Genomic DNA, 17758 nt, shown 5'->3' on the forward strand with positions numbered 1-17758 from the left:
ACGACTTGCTATCTATTGCCTCTTCGGCAAAAAAATTAACCGTTCATAATCAACGACTTGCGCAGTCTCCACGGGCTACGAAAAAAGCACTGCCTATTATTTCCGCAGCAAAAAAAATTGTGCATAAGTCGGTATTGCTTTCCCCCGCGCACCAATGAAAAAGGGCACGCCTCTTGCGAAACGTGCCCTTTGTTCGCAGACTACATCAACCGGCGCGCTGAGCCTTGCTATGGCTGTGAACAGCTTCGACCATGGCGGCGACGTTCTCCGGCGGCGTGAACTGCGAGATGCCGTGGCCCAGGTTGAATACATGGCCATTGCCGTCGGTCGGCTTGCCGTAGGCGTCCAGCACCTTGTGGACTTCGGCGCGGATCTGGTCCGGGCTGGCGAACAGGATGGCCGGGTCCAGGTTGCCCTGCAGGCCGACCTTGTGGCCGACCAGCTTGCGCGCCTGGGTCAGGTTGACGGTCCAGTCCAGGCCGACCGCGTCGGCGCCGATGTCGGCGATCTGCTCGATCCACTGGCCGCCGCCCTTGGTGAAGACGATGGCCGGGATCTTGACGCCGTCTTTGTCACGTTTCAGCAGGGAAACCACCTGCTGCATGTATTTCAGCGAGAACTCCTGGTAGGCGCCGTCGGCCAGGGCGCCGCCCCACGAGTCGAACACCATCACCGCCTGGGCGCCGGCGTCGATCTGGGCGTTCAGGTACTCCGCCACGGCCTTGGCGTTGATGGAGAGGATGTGGTGCATCAAGTCCGGGCGGTTGTACAGCATCTTCTTGATGGTGTGGAACTCGCGCGAGCCCTGGCCTTCGACCATGTAGCAGGCCAGCGTCCACGGGCTGCCGGAGAAGCCGATCAGCGGCACGCGGCCGTTCAACTCGGTGCGGATCTGGGTCACGGCCTTGAACACATAGTCCAGCGAGCCCAGTTCCGGCGCGCGCAGGGCCAGCACGTCGGCTTCGGTTTTCAGCGGACGCTCGAATTTCGGGCCTTCGCCTTCGACGAAGTACAGGCCCAGGCCCATCGCGTCCGGCACCGTCAGGATGTCCGAGAACAGGATGGCGGCGTCCAGCGGGAAGCGGTCCAGCGGCTGCAGGGTGACTTCGGTGGCGTAGTCGGGATTGGTGGCCAGGCCCATGAAGGAGCCGGCCTTGGCGCGTGTGGCGCGGTATTCCGGCAGGTATCGCCCCGCCTGGCGCATCAGCCACACAGGCGTGTGATCGGTCGGCTGGCGCAACAACGCGCGCAAGAAGGTGTCGTTCTGGAGCGGGGCAAATTGTGGCATGGAAGGCAATCGAAATCGGTCAAAAGACTATTATCGCATCCTGCGCGGATTTTTTTTGCTGGATGATAGGCCGTTCATTCACTATCATGCGTAGCACCCGACTTTGGAGACGCCATGACATCAGCTGAATTGAAAATGAGCCCTATCACCGCGCCCTACGGCGCCTGGCCATCGACCATCAGCGCCGCGCGCGTGGCCGCCGGCGCCACGCCCCTGTCCACGCTGATGCTGGGAGGCGCCGATGGCAGCGATATCTTCTGGTTGGCGGGCCGCGCCGCCGAAGCGGGCCGCAACACCCTGCTGCGCCACCATGGCGTGACCACCGGCGAACTGACGCCGGCCCCCTTCAATGTGCGCAGCCGCGTACACGAATACGGCGGCGGCGCCTATGCGGTGGACGGCGATACCATCTATTTTTCGCATTTCGCCGACAACGTCGTCTATAAACTTGATGTAGCCGACGATGGCGCAGCCCCCATGGCGCTGACCACGCCCGGCAAGCAGCGCTTCGCCGACTTCGTGGTGGACCGCGCGCGCGATCGCCTGATCGCCGTACGCGAGCTTCATGGCGACGATCCGCACGCGCAGCCGGCCAACACCCTGTGCGCCATCGACGCCAACGGCAGCGAGACCGTGCTGGCGCAGGGCGCCGATTTCTACTCGTCGCCGCGCCTGTCGCCGGACGGCCGCTCGCTGGCCTGGCTCAGTTGGGACCATCCGCGCATGCCGTGGCAGGGCACGACCCTGTGGCTGGCCGACATCGGCGACGACGGCCTGCCGTCCGCTCCGAAGCGCATCGCCGGCGGCGCCGAGGAATCCATCTGCCAGCCCGAATGGTCGCCGGACGGCCTGCTGCACTTCGTCTCCGACCGCAGCGGCTGGTGGAACCTGTACCGCTTGTGCCGCGAGCGCGACCGCACCGAGGGCCTGTGCCCGATGGAGGCGGAATTCGCCTCGCCGCACTGGACCTTCGGGAACTCGATGTACGGCTTCCGCTCGGCCTCCGAAATCATCTGCACCTACATCGACAAGGGCGTGAGCCGCCTGGCGCGCCTGCTGCCGGGCAGCGGCAAGCTCGAAGCGATCGCCAACCCCTACGAGGAAATCCGCGAACTGCGCGTGGCCAAGGGCTACATCGCCATGCTGGCCGGCGGCCCGACCATCCCGATGGAACTGGCGCGCATCGACTTCACCGAGGAGGGCGTGGAAATCCTGGCGCAGTCGATCGAGGAGCTGCCGGACGAAGACTACCTGTCCATCCCGACCAGCATCAGCTATCCGAGCGCCAACGGCCGCACCTCGCACGCTTTCTTCTACCCGCCGCGCAACCGCGACGTGCAAGCGCCCGAGGGCAGCAAGCCGCCGGTGATCGTCATCAGCCACGGTGGCCCGACCGGCATGACCGTCAACACGCTGAACCTGAAGACCCAGTACTGGACCAGCCGCGGCTTCGGCGTGCTCGATGTGAACTACGGCGGCAGCACCGGCTTCGGCCGCGCCTACCGCGACCTGCTCAAGGGCCAGTGGGGCATCGTCGACGTCGAGGACTGCGTGGCCGGCGCGCAGGCGCTGGTCGAACGCGGCCTGGCCGACGGCGAGCGCCTGATCATCCGTGGCGGCAGCGCCGGCGGCCTGACCACGCTGTGCGCGCTGACCTTCCACAATGTGTTCAAGGTGGGCGCCAGCTACTACGGCGTGTCCGACCTCAAAGGCCTGGACCAGGACTCGCACAAATTCGAATCGCACTACAATGAGTACCTGATCGCGCCGCAGCCGCAGGCCGAGGCGCTGTACCAGGCCCGCTCGCCGATCAACCACACCGGCAAGCTTGCGCGCCCGATGATCTTCTTCCAGGGCCTGGACGACAAGGTCGTGCCGCCGCAGCAATCGGAGATGATGGTCGAGGCGCTGAAGGCGCGCGGCGTACCGGTGGCCTACGTGCCTTTGGCAGGCGAAGGCCATGGCTTCCGCAAGGGCGAGAACATCGTTCGCACGCTGGAGGCGGAACTGTACTTCTACCAGCGGATGTTTGGCCTGCACGATCCGGCCGCCACGCCGCCGGTACACATCGATAACCTGAAAGACTGACCCCGCATGGCCGACGCAAAGCTGCTCGCCGAATTTGACGCGCTTGAATTCAACGAAAAAATGATACTGGCGCTGCTCGCCCTGATCGGCGAGCCGGTGGGACGCACGGCCATCCTCGATCACCTGAACCACGCCCGCATCGAAGACAAGGACGGCAATCCCTACGGCGTCGGCACGCTGGACGAGTCGATGCGCAAGCTAGAGCGGCTGGCCTTCGTCAGCGTCGTGACGGGACGGGGCTTTGTCTGCAACCCCAAGCTGCGCTGGCCGGCGATACGCGCCTCCATCGGCACGCACGCGCTGGACGACTTGTGCAGCGCCTACGACGAGCTGGTGCCGATGCGCCAGACCTGGAACAGCTTCGAGCCGCGCAGCTACCGCGCCGGCATGGCGCGCCTGCGCATGGGCCTCCTGCGCGGCGTGGCGCCGCAGCAGATCCAGCCGATACTGGCGTTCTGCCTGGGCAGCTACGAAGCAGCGCAACTGCACCCGATTGTCGACATCTTCGGCCGTCCGTTCGAACCGGGCATGCTGGCGCGCGTGCATCCGCTGCTGCAGGACGACGTGCTGATGGTGCTGCTGCAAAACGCCCAGCATGAATTCCTGACCGTGCCGGTGATACGCGAATTCTGCGAACAGCACATGCAGCGCCGCCTGGCGGCCAAGGATGACATCAGCCCAGAGCTGCGCATGGCGCTGGCGGAAGACGCCATCCTGTGCGGCCGCCTCGACGACGCCAAGCGCTACCTGGAGCGCACCGCAGGTCCGCAGAGCCAATACCTCGCCAGCGCCGTGGTGCTGCTGCGCGGCGCAAGCGGCGCGGCCATCGTCGGCTTCGACGCGGCGCTGAAAACGCTGCGCCGCGACACCGGCAAACGCAAGCACCTGTTCACCGGCATGTCCGGCTACCTGTACCTGTTGTCGATGCTGCGCAGCGGCGACGCCAAGCACCTGAAGGCGGCCGAAGCCTATCTCGAAATCGCGGTGCGCATGCCGCAGAACCACGACACCGCCGTCATCCAGCAGATCGACATGCTGCGCCAGATCCGCGCCGGCACCATGCAGACCGACGCCGTCGCCGCGCTGGCCTGGGACAACAGCCTGCAAACGCAGATGTTCCAGTGCCTGCTGTTCTTCTGGTTGTCGCTGCCGCAGCTGTCCGAGCGCAAGGCACAGTTGCAGGAACTGGCGCAGAACGCCGAACGCGCGGGCTATCTGTTCATCGCCGGGCAGGCCGCCTGCCTGCTGGGCCACCTGGGCGACGTCGAGCAGCAGCGCCACGCGAACGCGCTGCGCGCACGCCTCGGCTATCCCGACCTGAGCGTGTGGTTCGAGCGGCAGGAAGCATGGCAGCGGCAGTTGACGGCGCTGATCAACCTCCAGCAGCCCGCCACCGCCGATGCCGCCGGCAGCACGCGCCTGGTGTGGATGCTCAACTACGACAACCGCCACGGCCTGACCGACGTCGCGCCGGTCGAGCAGAAGCGCGATGCGCGCGGCCTGTGGAGCAAGGGCCGCGCCGTCGGCCTGAAACGTCTACGCTTCGAGGCCGAGCAGTTCGACTTCCTGACGCCGCAGGACATCCGCGCCTCCGAGGCGATCTCGGTGGCGCACCGCAGCTACCAGTCCAGCGGCCTGGCTTACGAGATCGATCCGCAGCGCGCCGCATCGGCGCTGATCGGCCACCCGCTGCTGTTCTGGGCCGATGCGCCGGACACGCGGGTGGAGATGCTGGCCGGCGAACCCGAACTGCTGATCAAGAAAAGCCCGGGCAACCTGGAACTGAAGCTGCACCCGCCGATACCGGACGACAGTTCATCCGTCATCGTCAGCAAGGAGACGCCGACCCGCCTGCGCGTGGTGAACATCCTCGACGAACACCGCCGCATCGCCGCCATCGTCGGCGATGGCCTGAGCGTGCCGGCGCACGCGGAGCAGCAAGTGCTGCACGCGATCAGCTCCATCTCGTCGCTGGTGACGGTGCAGTCGGAAATCGGCGGCGCCGCGCCGGACATGGAACAGGTGGAAGCCGACATGCGCCTGCACCTGCACCTGCTGCCGTATCAGCATGGCCTGAAGATGCAGGTGCTGGTGCGTCCGCTGGCAAACGGCGCCTACTACGCGCCCGGCGCCGGCGCGGACAGCGTGATCGCCGACGTCAACGGCAAGCCGGTACAGGCACGCCGCAAGCTGATCGACGAGCGCGACGCCGAGCGCGAACTGATCGCCAAATGCCCGGTGCTGGAGTCGGCCGAGCAGGAACACGGCGAATGGCTGCTGGGCCAACCGGCGCTGTGCCTGCAACTGCTGGTGGAACTTCAGGAGATGCCGGCCGACGGCATCGTGCTGGCCTGGCCGGAAGGCGAAAGCTTCCGCGTGACCGCCAAGGTGGAAACCAAGCAGCTGCGCCTGGCCATCAAGAGCAACAAGGACTGGTTCGCGGCCAGCGGCGAATTGCAGATCGATGAAGGCAAGGTCATGGATCTGAAAACGCTGCTGGAGCTGATGCAGAAGAGCCAGAGCCGCTTCGTGGAGTTGGGCGAGAACCGCTACCTGGCGCTGACCGAGGAACTGCACCGCCGGCTGATGGAAGTCTCGGTCTACGGCGAGATCACCGGGGACGGCGTGCGCCTGCATCCACTGGCGTCGTTCGCGCTGGAGGAGCTGGCCGACGATATCGGCGGCTTGAAATCGGACAAGCTGTGGAAGGAGCACCTGGCGCGCATGGAGGCGCAGGCGGCCTTCGTGCCGCAGCTGCCAACGACGCTGCAGGCGGAGCTGCGCGATTACCAGCTGGAAGGTTTCAACTGGCTGTCGCGCCTCGCCAGCTGGGGCGTGGGTGCCTGCCTGGCCGACGATATGGGCCTGGGCAAGACGCTGCAAGCACTGGCGCTGATCCTGTCGCGCGCGCCGCAAGGCCCTACGCTGGTGGTGGCGCCGACCTCGGTGTGCATGAACTGGATCAGCGAAGCGGCGCGCTTCGCGCCTACGCTGAACGTCAAGCTGTTCGGCGCCGGCGACCGCGCCGAAACCTTGTCCACCTTGCAGCCCTACGACCTGGTGGTGACAAGCTACGGCCTGTTGCAGCTGGAGTCCGCGCTGTTCGCCGGCGTGCAGTGGAACACCATCGTGCTCGACGAAGCGCAGGCCATCAAGAACGGCGCCACCAAGCGCTCGCAGGCCGTGATGGCATTGAAGGGCGACTTCCGCATGATCGCCACCGGCACGCCGCTGGAGAACCACTTGGGCGAGTTGTGGAACCTGTTCCGCTTCATCAATCCTGGTCTGCTGGGCAGCATCGAGCAGTTCAACCTGCGCTTCGCCGCGCCGATTGAAAAGCCGCAGGACCACCGCGCCGAAGTGGGCGCGCGCAGCCGCCTGCGCCGTTTGATCCAGCCCTTCATGCTGCGCCGGACCAAGGCCCAGGTGCTGACCGAGCTGCCGTCGCGCACCGAGATCACGCTGGAAGTGGACCTGTCTGCCGAGGAAACCGCGCTGTACGAATCGCTGCGCCGCGCCGCGCTGGAGAACCTGGCCGCCGTCGAAGGCCCGGCCGAGAAGAAGTCGATCCAGATCCTGGCCGAGATCATGCGGCTGCGCCGCGCCTGCTGCAACCCGAACCTGGTGGCGGCGGAGCTGGGCCTGAAGAGCAGCAAGCTGGCGGCCTTCGCCCACCTGCTGGAAGGCTTGCTGGAGAACCGCCACAAGGTGCTGGTGTTCAGCCAGTTCGTCGACCACCTGTCGCTGATCCGCGAGCACCTGGACGCCAACAACATCGGCTATCAATACCTGGACGGCTCCACGCCCATGGCCGAGCGCAAAAAGCGCGTCGACCTGTTCCAGGCCGGCGAGGGCGATGTGTTCCTCATCAGCCTGAAGGCGGGCGGCGTCGGCATCAACCTGACAGCGGCCGACTACGTGATCCACATGGATCCGTGGTGGAATCCGGCGGTGGAAGACCAGGCGTCGGATCGCGCGCACCGCATGGGCCAGCTGCGGCCGGTGACGATCTACCGGCTGGTGGCGCGCCACACCATCGAGGAAGGCATCGTCGACCTGCACCAGCACAAGCGCGACCTGGCCGACAGCCTGCTCGAAGGCAGCGACGTCAGCGGCCGCATGTCGGCCAGCGAAATGCTCGGCATGCTGCAAGAGGGTTTGAAAAACTAGGTGAACTTTGGCCGTTGCGCTCCGTCTTAATGCCATGCCCCCACGCGGGGGCCTTCTGGAGAGGAGAGACGACCATGAAAACCATAGCAGACGTAATGAGCCGCGACGTGACCAGCGTGTCGCCGGACGATACTATTCGCCACGCCGCCGAGCTGATGGATGATCTCGATGTCGGCGCGCTGCCAGTCACCGAAGGCAATCGCCTGACCGGCATGGTCACCGACCGCGACATCACCATCCGCGCCACCGCCGCCGGCCTGGGGCCTGAGGAGACGCTGGTGGACGAGGTGATGACCGAGGATGTCTGTCATTGCTACGAAGACCAGAGCGTCGAGGAAGTGATGGAGGACATGCGCGACATCCAGGTCCGCCGGGTGCCAGTCGTGAGCCGGGACGACCACAAGCTGGTCGGCATCGTCTCGATGGCGGACCTGGTGCTGGACGACACCGATGACGGGAAAACCGTGGAGACCCTGCGCGATATCTCGTCCCCCTTGCCACCGGGCCAGCCGTCGACGTCGCCGCAGTGAGACTGCCGGAAAAGGGTGGTTTCCACGTATAGTCTTGTAACGGGCGCTCTCAAGCGGGTCGATTAGTGATAATCTCCCACGCTTCGACCGAGCCCGCCTGCGGTATGGGCGTGCCTTGTCAAAATAAACACGAGGCGACATATCACGATGATCAAGACTAAAATCGCACTGGCTGTATTGATGACGACGCTCGCCGTCGCACCAGCCGGCGCCACCACGCACCACAAGGCGGCCAGCACCTCGGCCAAGAGCAAGAGCGGCGGCAAATCCTCGCACGCCACCCACGCTGCGCACGCCAAGAGCGGCGCCAAGGGCGGCAAGAGCAGCGGCAAATCCAGCGGCAAGCATGGCAAGGCGAAAGCCGTCGCCGCCACCGCTGCCGTGGCCGCAGTAGCCGCGCCATCGCTGAAGCCTTCCGGCACGCCGGAGCGCCGCCAGGACCGTTCCTTCGACGGCCAGAGCAGCCAGTTCCTCAACGCGCTGTGGCGCATCGATTCGGAAAGCGCGATCTATGCCGGCAAGTACGATACCGCCGCCACGCTGTCGATCCCGGACAAGGCGGGCCAGGCCAGGGAGCTGGCCTTCATCGATGAATGGAAGCAGCGCTTCGGCGCGATCAACGCCAGCCAGCTGTCGGCCAAGCAGCGCACCGACCTGGCGCTGCTGATCAACAAACTCGACAGCGACCGCTTCCGCCTGACCACGCTGAAGGAATACGAATGGAACCCGGCCAGCTACAACGTGGCCGGCCCGATCGACCTGATCCTGAACACCGAATACGCGGCCCAGCCGCAGCGCCTGCGCACGCTGCTCAAGCGCATCTCCGGCATCCCGGCTTACTACGAGGCGGCGCGCGCCAACATCGTCAATCCGACGCGCGAGCACACGCGTCTGGCGATCGCCCAAGCGCCCGGCGTGCAGACGCTGCTGACCGATGTGGACAAGGCGGCGCAAGCGTCGATCCTGACGCCGGTGGAGAAGCAGTTGTTCACGCAGCGCGTCAACGCGGCGCTGACGGCGGTGGACAGCTATGTCGCCTTCCTGACCGAGATGGACAAGCAGATGGACGCCAACGGCCGCCGCAGCTTCCGTCTGGGCAAAGAGCTGTACGAGAAAAAATTCGCCTTCGACATCCAGTCCGGCAGCAGCGCCGAGCAGACCTACCAGAAGGCCTTGGCCGCGCGCGAGGAACTGCTGGCCAATATGGACCGCATCTCGGACGAGCTGTGGGAAAAGACCATGGGCGTCGCCGTCAAGCCGGCCGACCGCTTTGCCAAGATCGGCAAGGTGATCGACAAGCTGTCCGAGCGCCACGTGAAGCGCGAGGATTTCTTCGCCGAGATCCGCCGCCAGGTGCCGGTGCTGCAGGACTGGGTGATCAGCCACAACCTGTTGACGCTGGATCCGAAGAAGCAGCTGGAAGTGCGCGCGACGCCTGCCTACCAGGCCGGCGTGGCGGGCGCCAGCATCGATGCGCCGGGACCGTATCGTCCGCAGGACCGCACCTACTACAACGTGACGCCGCTCGATGGCGCGACGGCGGAAGCGGCAGAGAGCAGCTTGCGCGAGTACAACCACTGGATCTTGCAGATCCTGAATATCCACGAGGCGATACCGGGGCACTATGCGCAGCTGGTGTATGCGAACAAGTCGCCGTCCATCGTCAAATCCATCTTCGGCAATGGCGCGATGGTGGAGGGCTGGGCGGTGTACGGCGAGCGCATGATGCTGGAGTCCGGCTACGGCGACAACGCGCCGGAGATGTGGCTGATGTATTCGAAGTGGAACCTGCGCAGCGTCACCAACACCATCCTCGATTACAGCGTGCATGTGCTGGGCATGACCGAGGAGCAGGCCATCGATCTGCTGACGCGCCAGGCCTTCCAGACGCGCAGCGAGGCGGTGGAGAAGTGGCATCGGGTGCAGGTGTCGTCGGTGCAGCTGACCAGCTATTTCAGCGGCTACAGCGAGATCATGGAATTGCGCGAGCAGCGCAAGCAGCAGCTGGGCGCGAAGTTCAACCTGAAGGAATTCCACGAGCAATTCCTGAGCTACGGCAGCGCGCCGGTGCGCGTAATCAAGGGCTTGATGACGCAGTAAAAATGCATGGGGTTGCGCGCACTTGAGTGCGCGCAAACGACTCATCCATTGATTCGATACGCTAGTGGGCCGGCTCGCATTCGGGGCGGTTTCTGCTACGATTAAATCAAGGAGCGGTCATGAACATGCCTATCAAATTCGACACTCTTTCATACGCTAGAAAACTTGAGGAAGCAGGGCTGCCTCAGCAGCAAGCCGAGGCCCAGTCGCTGGCCCTGCGCGACGCGCTAGCCGAATCCACGGTAACGCCCGGCGATATGCTATTGCTGAAAACCGACCTCGTCGCCCGACTGGAAATAGTGCGCAGCGATGTGCACGCGCAGATCGATAAGCTGCGTAGTGATGTACAAGTCGAGGTTGAGAAGCTGCGTAGTGATGTACAAGCGGAGATTGAGAAGCTGCGTACCGACGTGCAAGCCCAGATTGAAAGGCTGCGTACCGATGTGCAAGCGCAGATTGAACGGCTGCGTAGTGATGTGCAAGCACAAATCGATAAGCTGCGTAATGAGATACAAGGGCAGATCGAGACACTACGTAATGACTTGCAAGGGCAAATCGAAAAATTGCGTAGTGATATGCAAGCGCAGATCGACGCGTTGAAAGCGCAGATCGTCGAACTGAAAGCACAGATCGTCGAATTGAAAGCACAGATCGTCGAACTGAAAGCACAGATCGTCGAATTGAAAGCGCACATGAACGTCCGGTTCAACGTGCTTTACATGCTGACCGGACTATCCTTGGTGCTACATGGAGTAACGCTCGGCGTGCTCTTCAAAATATTGAGCCGGCTGCCATAGCCAGATAGCTCAGGCCTTTTCTTCCGGCGCCGTCGACATGCGCACGAACATCGGCGCTACCAGCAGGCCCAGTTCGAACAGCAGGCACATCGGAACCGCCAGCGAGAACATGCTGACCGCATCGGGCGGCGTGACGATCGCGGCAATCACGAAAGCCCCCACGATGGCGTAAGGCCGTATCTCTTTCAGCTTGGCCACCGTCACCAAGCCCATGCGCACCAGGATCACCACCACCACCGGCACCTCGAAGGTCGCGCCAAACGCCAGACACATCGACATGACAAAATCGAGATAGTTCTCGATATCCGGCGTCACCGCGATCGACTGCGGCGAAAACTCCGAGATGAACTGGAACACGCGCCCGAACACCAGGAAGTAGCAAAACGCCACGCCGGACATGAACAGCACCGACGACGAAATCACCAGCGGCGCGATCAGGCGCTTCTCGTGCGCGTACAGGCCGGGCGCCACGAAGGCCCACAGCTGGTACAGCACCCACGGCAGCGACAGGATGATGGAAATGACCAGCGTCACCTTCATCGGCACCAGGAAGGGCGAGATCACGCCGGTGGCGATCATCTTCGAGCCGACCGGCAGCGAAGCGATCATCGGCCGCGCGATGTAATCGTAGATCTGCGACGGACCAGGCCAGATCATCAGCGCGATGCAGACGATGGCAATGCCGATCGACGCCTTGACCAGACGGTCACGCAGCTCGATCAGGTGAGAGATAAAGGTCTCTTCGCCCTTTTCAGGTGTAGTCATTTAGTAGAACGAAGAAGAGGAGTTGCTGCCGGGGCGGAAGCGCGCCACGCGCGCGGCGCCGGAAGTCACGTGCATCTTGCCGCCGTGGCGCTGCTTGTACCAGCCGGGTATGGCCGAATTGCGCACCAGCTTCTTGCGGCGGAACTCGCGCGCCTTGCGCGACAGGTCGTCGGTGGTGACGTGGCTGATGCTCGGCGCGTGGATGGTCGGCGTATCGTGCCAGGCGTTTTCCACCTCGGCCACATGCTGCGACATCGAACTCTCGACGTCCGCCTTCACGCTTTCCGCCGCCGACTGCACTTCCTTCTGGAGGTTTTTCAACTCTTCCAGTTCGATTTCGCGCGAGACTTCGGTTTTGACTTCGTTCAGGTAGCGCTGGGCGCGGCCGTACAGCGTCCCGGCCATGCGAGCCACCTTGGGCAGCTTTTCAGGACCGATGACGACCAGCGCAACCACGCCGATCACAGCAAGTTTGGTAAGACCGAGATCGATCATAAGGGTGTTTCAGCGTGAAGGGAGCGCTGCTCCCCCAAGCTTACTTCTTCTCTTTAGCGTCGACGTCGATGGTGCCCGGAGCGGCTGGCGCGGCCGGCTTGTCGTCGTCGCCCTTGACGCCGTCCTTGAAGCCTTTAACGGCCTTGCCGATGTCCGAACCCATATTGCCCAGTTTTTTGGTACCGAAGACCAGCATTACGATGACCAGAACGATTAACCAATGCCAAATACTGAATGAACCCATCATATTCCCCTTGCAAGGCGCGCGCGCCCCAATTGTCCGTTGATTCGAGAACTGCTGCGACAGTATAAGCGAACCGCCGCGTGTCATGTAGATGTCATGCAGCTATCGATATAACGCTGCCGTGCTTAGCGCTGTCCGCGCCATGGGTGCGGGCCGCCGATCACGTGCAGATGTAGATGGTACACCTCCTGGCCGCCGTTCGGTCCACTGTTGATCAGCGTCTTGTAACCGCCGGTCGGCGAACCGTCCGCATCATAGCCGACGCCGCAGCCGGCTTCCTCTGCCAGACGGGGGGCCAGCGCCAGCATCTTGCCCAGCAGCGGCGCTTCGTTGGCGCTGCAATCCGACAAGGTGGCGAAATGTTTCTTCGGGATCACCAACAAATGCACCGGCGCGGCCGGGTTGATGTCCTTGAAGGCCAGCAAGTCCTCGTCCTCATAGACGATGGACGATGGAATTTTCTTTTCGGCTATTTTGCAAAACAGGCAGTTTTCCACAACGACTCCGTAAATGGGGGGATTATTCTTTGCGGGCGGCTTTTTCGTCGATGCCGGAAACGCCCTCGCGGCGCGCCAGCTCGTCGAGCACCTGCTGCGGCTTCAGATCGAACTGGGCCAGCAGCACCAGCGTATGGAACCACAAGTCGGCCACCTCGTACAGCACCTTGCCGCTGTCGCCGCCGGCGCGCGCATCCTTGGCGGCCATGACGGTCTCGGTGGCTTCCTCGCCGATTTTCTTCAGGATGGCGTCATCGCCCTTGGAGAACAGCTTGGACGTGTAGGACGTCGCGGGATCGCCTCCATTGGCCAGTTTGCGCGATTCGATGATGTCGGCCAGGCGGTCCAGGATAGTGCTCATGTCGATTTCTTTGCTTTGGTTTTCGCCACGGTGGCGGGGGTGTAGATTTCCGTCGGGTCTTTCAGCACCGGCTCGGTGTTCTGCCAGTCGCCTTCCAGCGCATCGCCTTCGAACTTCTGGAAGAAGCAGGAATGGCGGCCGGTGTGGCAGGCGATGCCGCCGGCCTGCTCGATCTTCAGCAGCACCACGTCCTCGTCGCAGTCGAGGCGGATTTCCAGCACCTTCTGCACATGGCCGGACTCTTCGCCCTTGTGCCACAGCTTCTTGCGCGAGCGGCTCCAGTAGACGGCCTCGCCCAGCTCGACCGTCTTGGCCAGGGCGTCGCGGTTCATCCAGGCGAACATCAGCACATCGTTGCTGCCCGCTTCCTGGGCGATGACCGGCACCAGGCCGTGCTCGTCCCATTGGATTTTCTTCAGCCATTTAGCCTTGGCCAAGGCGCTTGCGGTGGTCGACATCTTACTTTTCCATGCGGTTAAAAACTACGCCAGGCGCATCGGAATGCCCTGTTGCGCCATGAAACGCTTGGCTTCCTGCACCGTGTGCTGGCCGTAGTGGAAGATACTGGCCGCCAGCACTGCGTCGGCCTTGCCCAGCTTGATGCCGTCGGCCAGGTCCTGCAGGCCGCCGACGCCGCCTGAGGCGATCACCGGTATGCCGATGGCGTCGGACACGCCGCGCGTCAGGCCCAGGTCGAAGCCGGACTTGGTGCCGTCGCGGTCCATGCTGGTCAGCAGGATTTCGCCGGCGCCCATCTGCTCCATTTTCTTCGCCCATTCGATGGCGTCGATGCCGGTGGCCTTGCGGCCGCCGTGGGTGAACACTTCCCACTTGCCGGGCGCGACCTGCTTGGCGTCGATCGCCACCACGATGCATTGCGAGCCGTGCTTTTGCGATGCGTCGAACACCAGCTGCGGATTCGACACCGCCGACGAGTTCATGCTGACCTTGTCCGCGCCGGCGTTGAGCAGGCGGCGCACATCGGCCACCTCGCGCACGCCGCCGCCCACCGTCAGCGGGATGAACACCTGCGAAGCGACGGCTTCGATGATGTCCAGGATCAGGCCGCGGTTGTCGCTGGTGGCGGTGATGTCGAGGAAGGTCAGCTCATCGGCGCCCTGCTCGTCGTAGCGGCGGGCGATTTCCACCGGGTCGCCGGCGTCACGCAGCTCGGTGAAATTGACGCCTTTGACGACGCGGCCATCGGTCACGTCCAGGCAGGGGATGATGCGTTTAGCGAGCATTATTCTTCCGTGTCTTCTTCGATCAGATCGCCGCTCAGTTCGTCCGCGCGCAATTGCGCCGACGCCAGGTCGATCGTGCCTTCGTAAATCGAACGGCCGCAGATCACGCCTTCGATGCCCTCGTCCTGGACAGCGCACAGCGCTTCCACGTCACCCAGGTTGTGCAGGCCGCCCGAGGCGATGACCGGGATCTTGACCGCCTGCGCCAGCTTGACCGTGGCTTCGATGTTCACGCCGCCCATCATGCCGTCGCGGCCGATGTCGGTGTAGATGATCGATTCGACGCCGTAGGCCTCGAACTTCTTGGCCAGGTCGATCACTTCGTGGCCGGACATCTTGCTCCAGCCGTCGGTGGCGACCTTGCCGTCCTTGGCGTCCAGGCCGACGATGATGTGGCCAGGGAAGGCGCCGCAGGCATCGTGCAGGAAGCCCGGCTCCTTCACCGCGGCGGTGCCGATGATGACGTAGCTGATGCCGGCGTCCAGGTAGCGCTCGATGGTGTCGAGGTCGCGGATGCCGCCGCCCAGCTGCACGGGGATTTCGTCCAGGTCGTTTTCTTCGGCGTACTCCTGCACCACTTGCAGGATGGCCTTGACTGCGGCTTCGTTCTTCGGCTTGCCGGCGAAGGCGCCGTTCAGGTCGACCAGGTGCAGGCGGCGCGCGCCTTGCTTCAGCCAATGCAGGGCCATGTCGGCCGGGTCTTCGGAGAATACGGTGGCGAGTTCCATATCGCCTTGTTTCAAGCGAACGCAGTGACCGTCTTTGAGGTCGATGGCAGGAATGAGCAGCATGATGGTTTCAGTAGATTAGAGGGTAAGTGAAATCAAGGGTTCCAGTGAACGAAATTTTTATACAACTGCAATCCGGCCGCGGCGCTTTTCTCCGGGTGGAACTGGGTCGCAAAAATATTATCACGGGCGACGGCACAGCTGAACGCCGCACCGTAGACAGTTTGTCCCACGGTGTGCTCGGCCCGCTCCGGCTGGGCGAAATAGCTGTGCACGAAATAGAAGTAACTGTTGTCCGCGATATCCTGCCACATCGGGTGAGACGCATTCTGGTGGACTTGGTTCCAGCCCATCTGCGGCACCTTGAAGCGCGAGCCGTCTTCCTGCACCTGGCCGTCCAGCTGGAAGCGCACCACCTTGCCCGGCAACAGGCCGAGGCCGGCGGCATTGCCTTCCTCGCTGCCGTCGAACAGCATCTGCTCGCCGATGCAGACGCCCATCAGCGGCTTGGTCCTGGCGGCCACCAGCAGCGCTTCCTGCACGCCGGACTCGCGCAGGCTGCGCATGCAGTCCGGCATGGCGCCCTGGCCGGGCAGCACGATGCGGTCGGCGGTTTCGATGTCGGCCACTTCGCCGGAGATCAGCACATTGGCTTCAGGCGCGACGGCGCGCAGGGCCTGCGCGACCGAGCGCAGATTACCCATGCCGTAATCAACTACTACGATTTTTTTCATGACGTTTTAGAGGCTGCCCTTGGTCGACGGGATGGTGCCGGCGGCACGTGGATCGAGCTCCGAGGCCATGCGCAGCGCGCGGCCGAAAGCCTTGAACACGGTCTCGCATTGATGGTGGGCGTTGGTGCCGCGCAGGTTATCGATGTGCAGCGTCACCAGCGCGTGGTTGACGAAGCCGCGGAAGAATTCCAGGGTCAGGTCGACGTCGAAGGTGCCGATCATCGCGCGCGTGAACGGGATGTGGTATTCGATGCCTGGACGGCCGGAGAAATCCAGCACCACGCGCGACAGCGCCTCGTCCAGCGGCACATACGAGTGGCCGTAGCGGACGATGCCCTTGCGGTCGCCGATGGCCTTGGCCACGGCCATGCCCAGCGTGATGCCGACGTCTTCCACCGTGTGGTGGTTGTCGATATGGATGTCGCCGGTGGCTTCCACGTCCAGGTCGAACAGGCCGTGACGGGCGATCTGGTCCAGCATGTGGTCCAGGAAGGGCACGCCGGTGTTCAGCTTTTGCTGGCCGGTGCCGTCAAGGTTGATCGAAACGCGGACTTGCGTCTCGTTGGTGTTGCGGATAATTTCTGCAATGCGGTTCATGAAGGGCTCGCGATGGTCTCAGGATGCCAGCGATGCGGCGAAGGCATCGAGGAAGGCGGAATTCTCTTCCGGGGTACTAACCGTGATACGTAAACAATTGGCCAGCACCTCGTGCATTTTACCTACATTTTTGATTAATACCTTGCGGGACAGCAGTTTCGCGTAGGCATCGTCGGAATTTGGCACCCGTATCAAGATAAAATTCGCCGCCGACGGAAATACCTCGACGCCGGGCATGGCGGCCAATGCAGCCGCCAGATCGGCGCGTGCGGCGCGCAAAGCGGTGGCCTGCTGGTTCAGCACCTCCACGTGGTCGAGCGCGAATTCGGCCGCTGCCTGCGTCAATACGTTGATGTTGTAAGGAGGCCGCACTTTGTCGAACTCCGCCAGCAACTGCGGCGCCGCCGACATGTAGCCGAGGCGGATGCCGGCCAGGCCCAGCTTGGACACGGTGCGCATCACCACCAGGTTCTCGAACTCCGGCAGGCGGTGCATAAAGGTCTGCTGCGCGAACGGCTCGTAGGCTTCGTCGACCACGGCCAGGCCGAAACCATTCTCGTCCAGCGCCTTGATGATGGCGACGATGTCGTCTTCGGCGAACAGGTTGCCGGTCGGGTTGTTCGGGTAGGACAGGAACACCAGCGACGGCTTGTGCTGCTTGATCGCGGCCAGCATGGCCGGCATATCCAGCGTCAGGTCGGCCTTGAGCGGCACGCCGACATAATCCATGCCGGCGAACTGCGCCGAGCGCTGGTACATGACGAAGGACGGCGTCGGCGCCAGCACCACGGCGCGGCGGTCCTGCAGCGCGCAGCCCATGCACAGGATGGAGATCAACTCGTCGGAGCCGTTGCCCAGCATGACGTCGTATCCGGCCGGCACGCCCAACTTGGCGCACACGCTTTGCTTGATGGTGGCGTAGGAGGCGACCGGATAACGGTTCAGCGTCACCTCGACCAGTCGCCGCGCCAGTTCCTCGCGCAGATGATGCGGCAGGTGGTAAGGGTTCTCCATCGCATCCAGTTTGATATAGCCACTCGCGTCGGCGACATGGTAGCCATGGATGGCGCGCACGTCGGAGCGGATGGTGGTGTTGACCAGGGTGTCGATGGAAGACATC

The 17758-nt window shown here is 63.4% G+C and carries 17 protein-coding genes; 5 read left to right on the forward strand and 12 right to left on the reverse strand.

The annotated features are described in order from the left end of the window. Positions 1-205: 205 nt before the first annotated feature. Complete coding sequence (gene hemE, locus DUGA2_RS05560; protein ID WP_070267788.1) at positions 206-1288, reverse strand: uroporphyrinogen decarboxylase; 1083 nt, start codon at positions 1286-1288, stop codon at positions 206-208. 114 nt (positions 1289-1402) lie between these two features. Between hemE and DUGA2_RS05565 the strand changes: the two genes are divergently transcribed. From DUGA2_RS05565 to DUGA2_RS05585, 5 genes are all read left to right on the forward strand, one after another. After that, positions 1403-3376: a S9 family peptidase gene (locus DUGA2_RS05565; protein WP_070267790.1), complete on the forward strand. Its 1974-nt coding sequence runs from the start codon at positions 1403-1405 to the stop codon at positions 3374-3376. Positions 3377-3382: 6 nt separating this feature from the next. Beyond that, positions 3383-7546: a DEAD/DEAH box helicase gene (locus tag DUGA2_RS05570; protein WP_070267791.1), complete on the forward strand. Its 4164-nt coding sequence runs from the start codon at positions 3383-3385 to the stop codon at positions 7544-7546. Positions 7547-7620: 74 nt separating this feature from the next. After that, complete coding sequence (locus DUGA2_RS05575; protein ID WP_070267792.1) at positions 7621-8076, forward strand: CBS domain-containing protein; 456 nt, start codon at positions 7621-7623, stop codon at positions 8074-8076. 147 nt (positions 8077-8223) lie between these two features. Next, entirely contained in the window at positions 8224-10176 is a 1953-nt protein-coding gene (locus DUGA2_RS05580) for a DUF885 domain-containing protein (protein ID WP_070267794.1), read from the forward strand. Positions 10177-10295: 119 nt separating this feature from the next. After that, positions 10296-10973 carry a coiled-coil domain-containing protein gene (locus tag DUGA2_RS05585; protein ID WP_070267795.1) on the forward strand — a complete coding sequence of 226 codons (678 nt, stop codon included), beginning with the start codon at positions 10296-10298 and terminating at the stop codon, positions 10971-10973. Between the two features lie 9 nt (positions 10974-10982). Here DUGA2_RS05585 and tatC read toward each other — a convergent pair whose 3' ends face one another. From tatC to hisC, 11 genes are all read right to left on the reverse strand, one after another. Further along, a complete protein-coding gene (gene tatC, locus DUGA2_RS05590; RefSeq protein ID WP_008443039.1) occupies positions 10983-11738 on the reverse strand; it encodes a twin-arginine translocase subunit TatC in 756 nt (251 codons plus the stop codon). Continuing rightward, complete coding sequence (gene tatB / locus DUGA2_RS05595) at positions 11739-12233, reverse strand: Sec-independent protein translocase protein TatB (protein ID WP_070267797.1); 495 nt, start codon at positions 12231-12233, stop codon at positions 11739-11741. Between the two features lie 40 nt (positions 12234-12273). After that, the gene (tatA, locus tag DUGA2_RS05600) at positions 12274-12477 is read right to left on the reverse strand and encodes a Sec-independent protein translocase subunit TatA (RefSeq protein WP_026334731.1); all 204 of its coding nucleotides are present in this window, start codon (positions 12475-12477) and stop codon (positions 12274-12276) included. 125 nt (positions 12478-12602) lie between these two features. Next, the gene (locus tag DUGA2_RS05605; RefSeq protein WP_008443042.1) at positions 12603-12974 is read right to left on the reverse strand and encodes a histidine triad nucleotide-binding protein; all 372 of its coding nucleotides are present in this window, start codon (positions 12972-12974) and stop codon (positions 12603-12605) included. Between the two features lie 22 nt (positions 12975-12996). After that, positions 12997-13335, reverse strand: a complete 339-nt coding sequence (locus tag DUGA2_RS05610; RefSeq protein ID WP_008443043.1) for a phosphoribosyl-ATP diphosphatase — start codon at positions 13333-13335, stop codon at positions 12997-12999. Continuing rightward, positions 13332-13793 carry a phosphoribosyl-AMP cyclohydrolase gene (gene hisI / locus DUGA2_RS05615; protein ID WP_070267799.1) on the reverse strand — a complete coding sequence of 154 codons (462 nt, stop codon included), beginning with the start codon at positions 13791-13793 and terminating at the stop codon, positions 13332-13334. Before hisI ends, DUGA2_RS05610 begins: the two co-directional genes overlap by 4 nt. Before the next feature lie 24 nt (positions 13794-13817). Beyond that, complete coding sequence (gene hisF / locus DUGA2_RS05620; protein WP_008443045.1) at positions 13818-14579, reverse strand: imidazole glycerol phosphate synthase subunit HisF; 762 nt, start codon at positions 14577-14579, stop codon at positions 13818-13820. Next, entirely contained in the window at positions 14579-15370 is a 792-nt protein-coding gene (gene hisA / locus DUGA2_RS05625; RefSeq protein WP_070267801.1) for a 1-(5-phosphoribosyl)-5-[(5-phosphoribosylamino)methylideneamino]imidazole-4-carboxamide isomerase, read from the reverse strand. Before hisA ends, hisF begins: the two co-directional genes overlap by 1 nt. Before the next feature lie 32 nt (positions 15371-15402). Then, on the reverse strand, positions 15403-16041 hold the full coding sequence (hisH, locus tag DUGA2_RS05630; RefSeq protein ID WP_071658857.1) for an imidazole glycerol phosphate synthase subunit HisH: 639 nt from the start codon (positions 16039-16041) through the stop codon (positions 15403-15405). 6 nt (positions 16042-16047) lie between these two features. Next, positions 16048-16638, reverse strand: a complete 591-nt coding sequence (hisB, locus tag DUGA2_RS05635; protein WP_070267806.1) for an imidazoleglycerol-phosphate dehydratase HisB — start codon at positions 16636-16638, stop codon at positions 16048-16050. 18 nt (positions 16639-16656) lie between these two features. Then, positions 16657-17757, reverse strand: coding sequence for a histidinol-phosphate transaminase (gene hisC, locus DUGA2_RS05640; protein ID WP_070267810.1), 1101 nt, complete (start codon positions 17755-17757; stop codon positions 16657-16659). Position 17758 lies beyond the last annotated feature (1 nt).

Source organism: Duganella sp. HH101 (genome assembly GCF_001758795.1).
GTDB classification, from domain to species: domain Bacteria; phylum Pseudomonadota; class Gammaproteobacteria; order Burkholderiales; family Burkholderiaceae_D; genus Rugamonas; species Rugamonas rivuli.

Bases quoted from the DNA above. Each gene is read 5' to 3' on its own strand.
- DUGA2_RS05570 (WP_070267791.1), top strand. From the start codon at position 3,383: ATGGCCGACGCAAAGCTGCTCGCCGAATTTGACGCGCTTGAATTCAAC.
- DUGA2_RS05565 (WP_070267790.1), top strand. From the start codon at position 1,403: ATGACATCAGCTGAATTGAAAATGAGCCCTATCACCGCGCCCTACGGC.
- hisI (WP_070267799.1), bottom strand. From the start codon at position 13,793: ATGTCGACCACCGCAAGCGCCTTGGCCAAGGCTAAATGGCTGAAGAAA.
- hisH (WP_071658857.1), bottom strand. From the start codon at position 16,041: ATGAAAAAAATCGTAGTAGTTGATTACGGCATGGGTAATCTGCGCTCG.
- DUGA2_RS05580 (WP_070267794.1), top strand. From the start codon at position 8,224: ATGATCAAGACTAAAATCGCACTGGCTGTATTGATGACGACGCTCGCC.
- tatC (WP_008443039.1), bottom strand. From the start codon at position 11,738: ATGACTACACCTGAAAAGGGCGAAGAGACCTTTATCTCTCACCTGATC.
- hisF (WP_008443045.1), bottom strand. From the start codon at position 14,579: ATGCTCGCTAAACGCATCATCCCCTGCCTGGACGTGACCGATGGCCGC.
- hisC (WP_070267810.1), bottom strand. From the start codon at position 17,757: ATGTCTTCCATCGACACCCTGGTCAACACCACCATCCGCTCCGACGTG.
- hisB (WP_070267806.1), bottom strand. From the start codon at position 16,638: ATGAACCGCATTGCAGAAATTATCCGCAACACCAACGAGACGCAAGTC.
- hisA (WP_070267801.1), bottom strand. From the start codon at position 15,370: ATGCTGCTCATTCCTGCCATCGACCTCAAAGACGGTCACTGCGTTCGC.
- tatA (WP_026334731.1), bottom strand. From the start codon at position 12,477: ATGGGTTCATTCAGTATTTGGCATTGGTTAATCGTTCTGGTCATCGTA.
- DUGA2_RS05585 (WP_070267795.1), top strand. From the start codon at position 10,296: ATGAACATGCCTATCAAATTCGACACTCTTTCATACGCTAGAAAACTT.
- DUGA2_RS05575 (WP_070267792.1), top strand. From the start codon at position 7,621: ATGAAAACCATAGCAGACGTAATGAGCCGCGACGTGACCAGCGTGTCG.
- hemE (WP_070267788.1), bottom strand. From the start codon at position 1,288: ATGCCACAATTTGCCCCGCTCCAGAACGACACCTTCTTGCGCGCGTTG.
- tatB (WP_070267797.1), bottom strand. From the start codon at position 12,233: ATGATCGATCTCGGTCTTACCAAACTTGCTGTGATCGGCGTGGTTGCG.
- DUGA2_RS05610 (WP_008443043.1), bottom strand. From the start codon at position 13,335: ATGAGCACTATCCTGGACCGCCTGGCCGACATCATCGAATCGCGCAAA.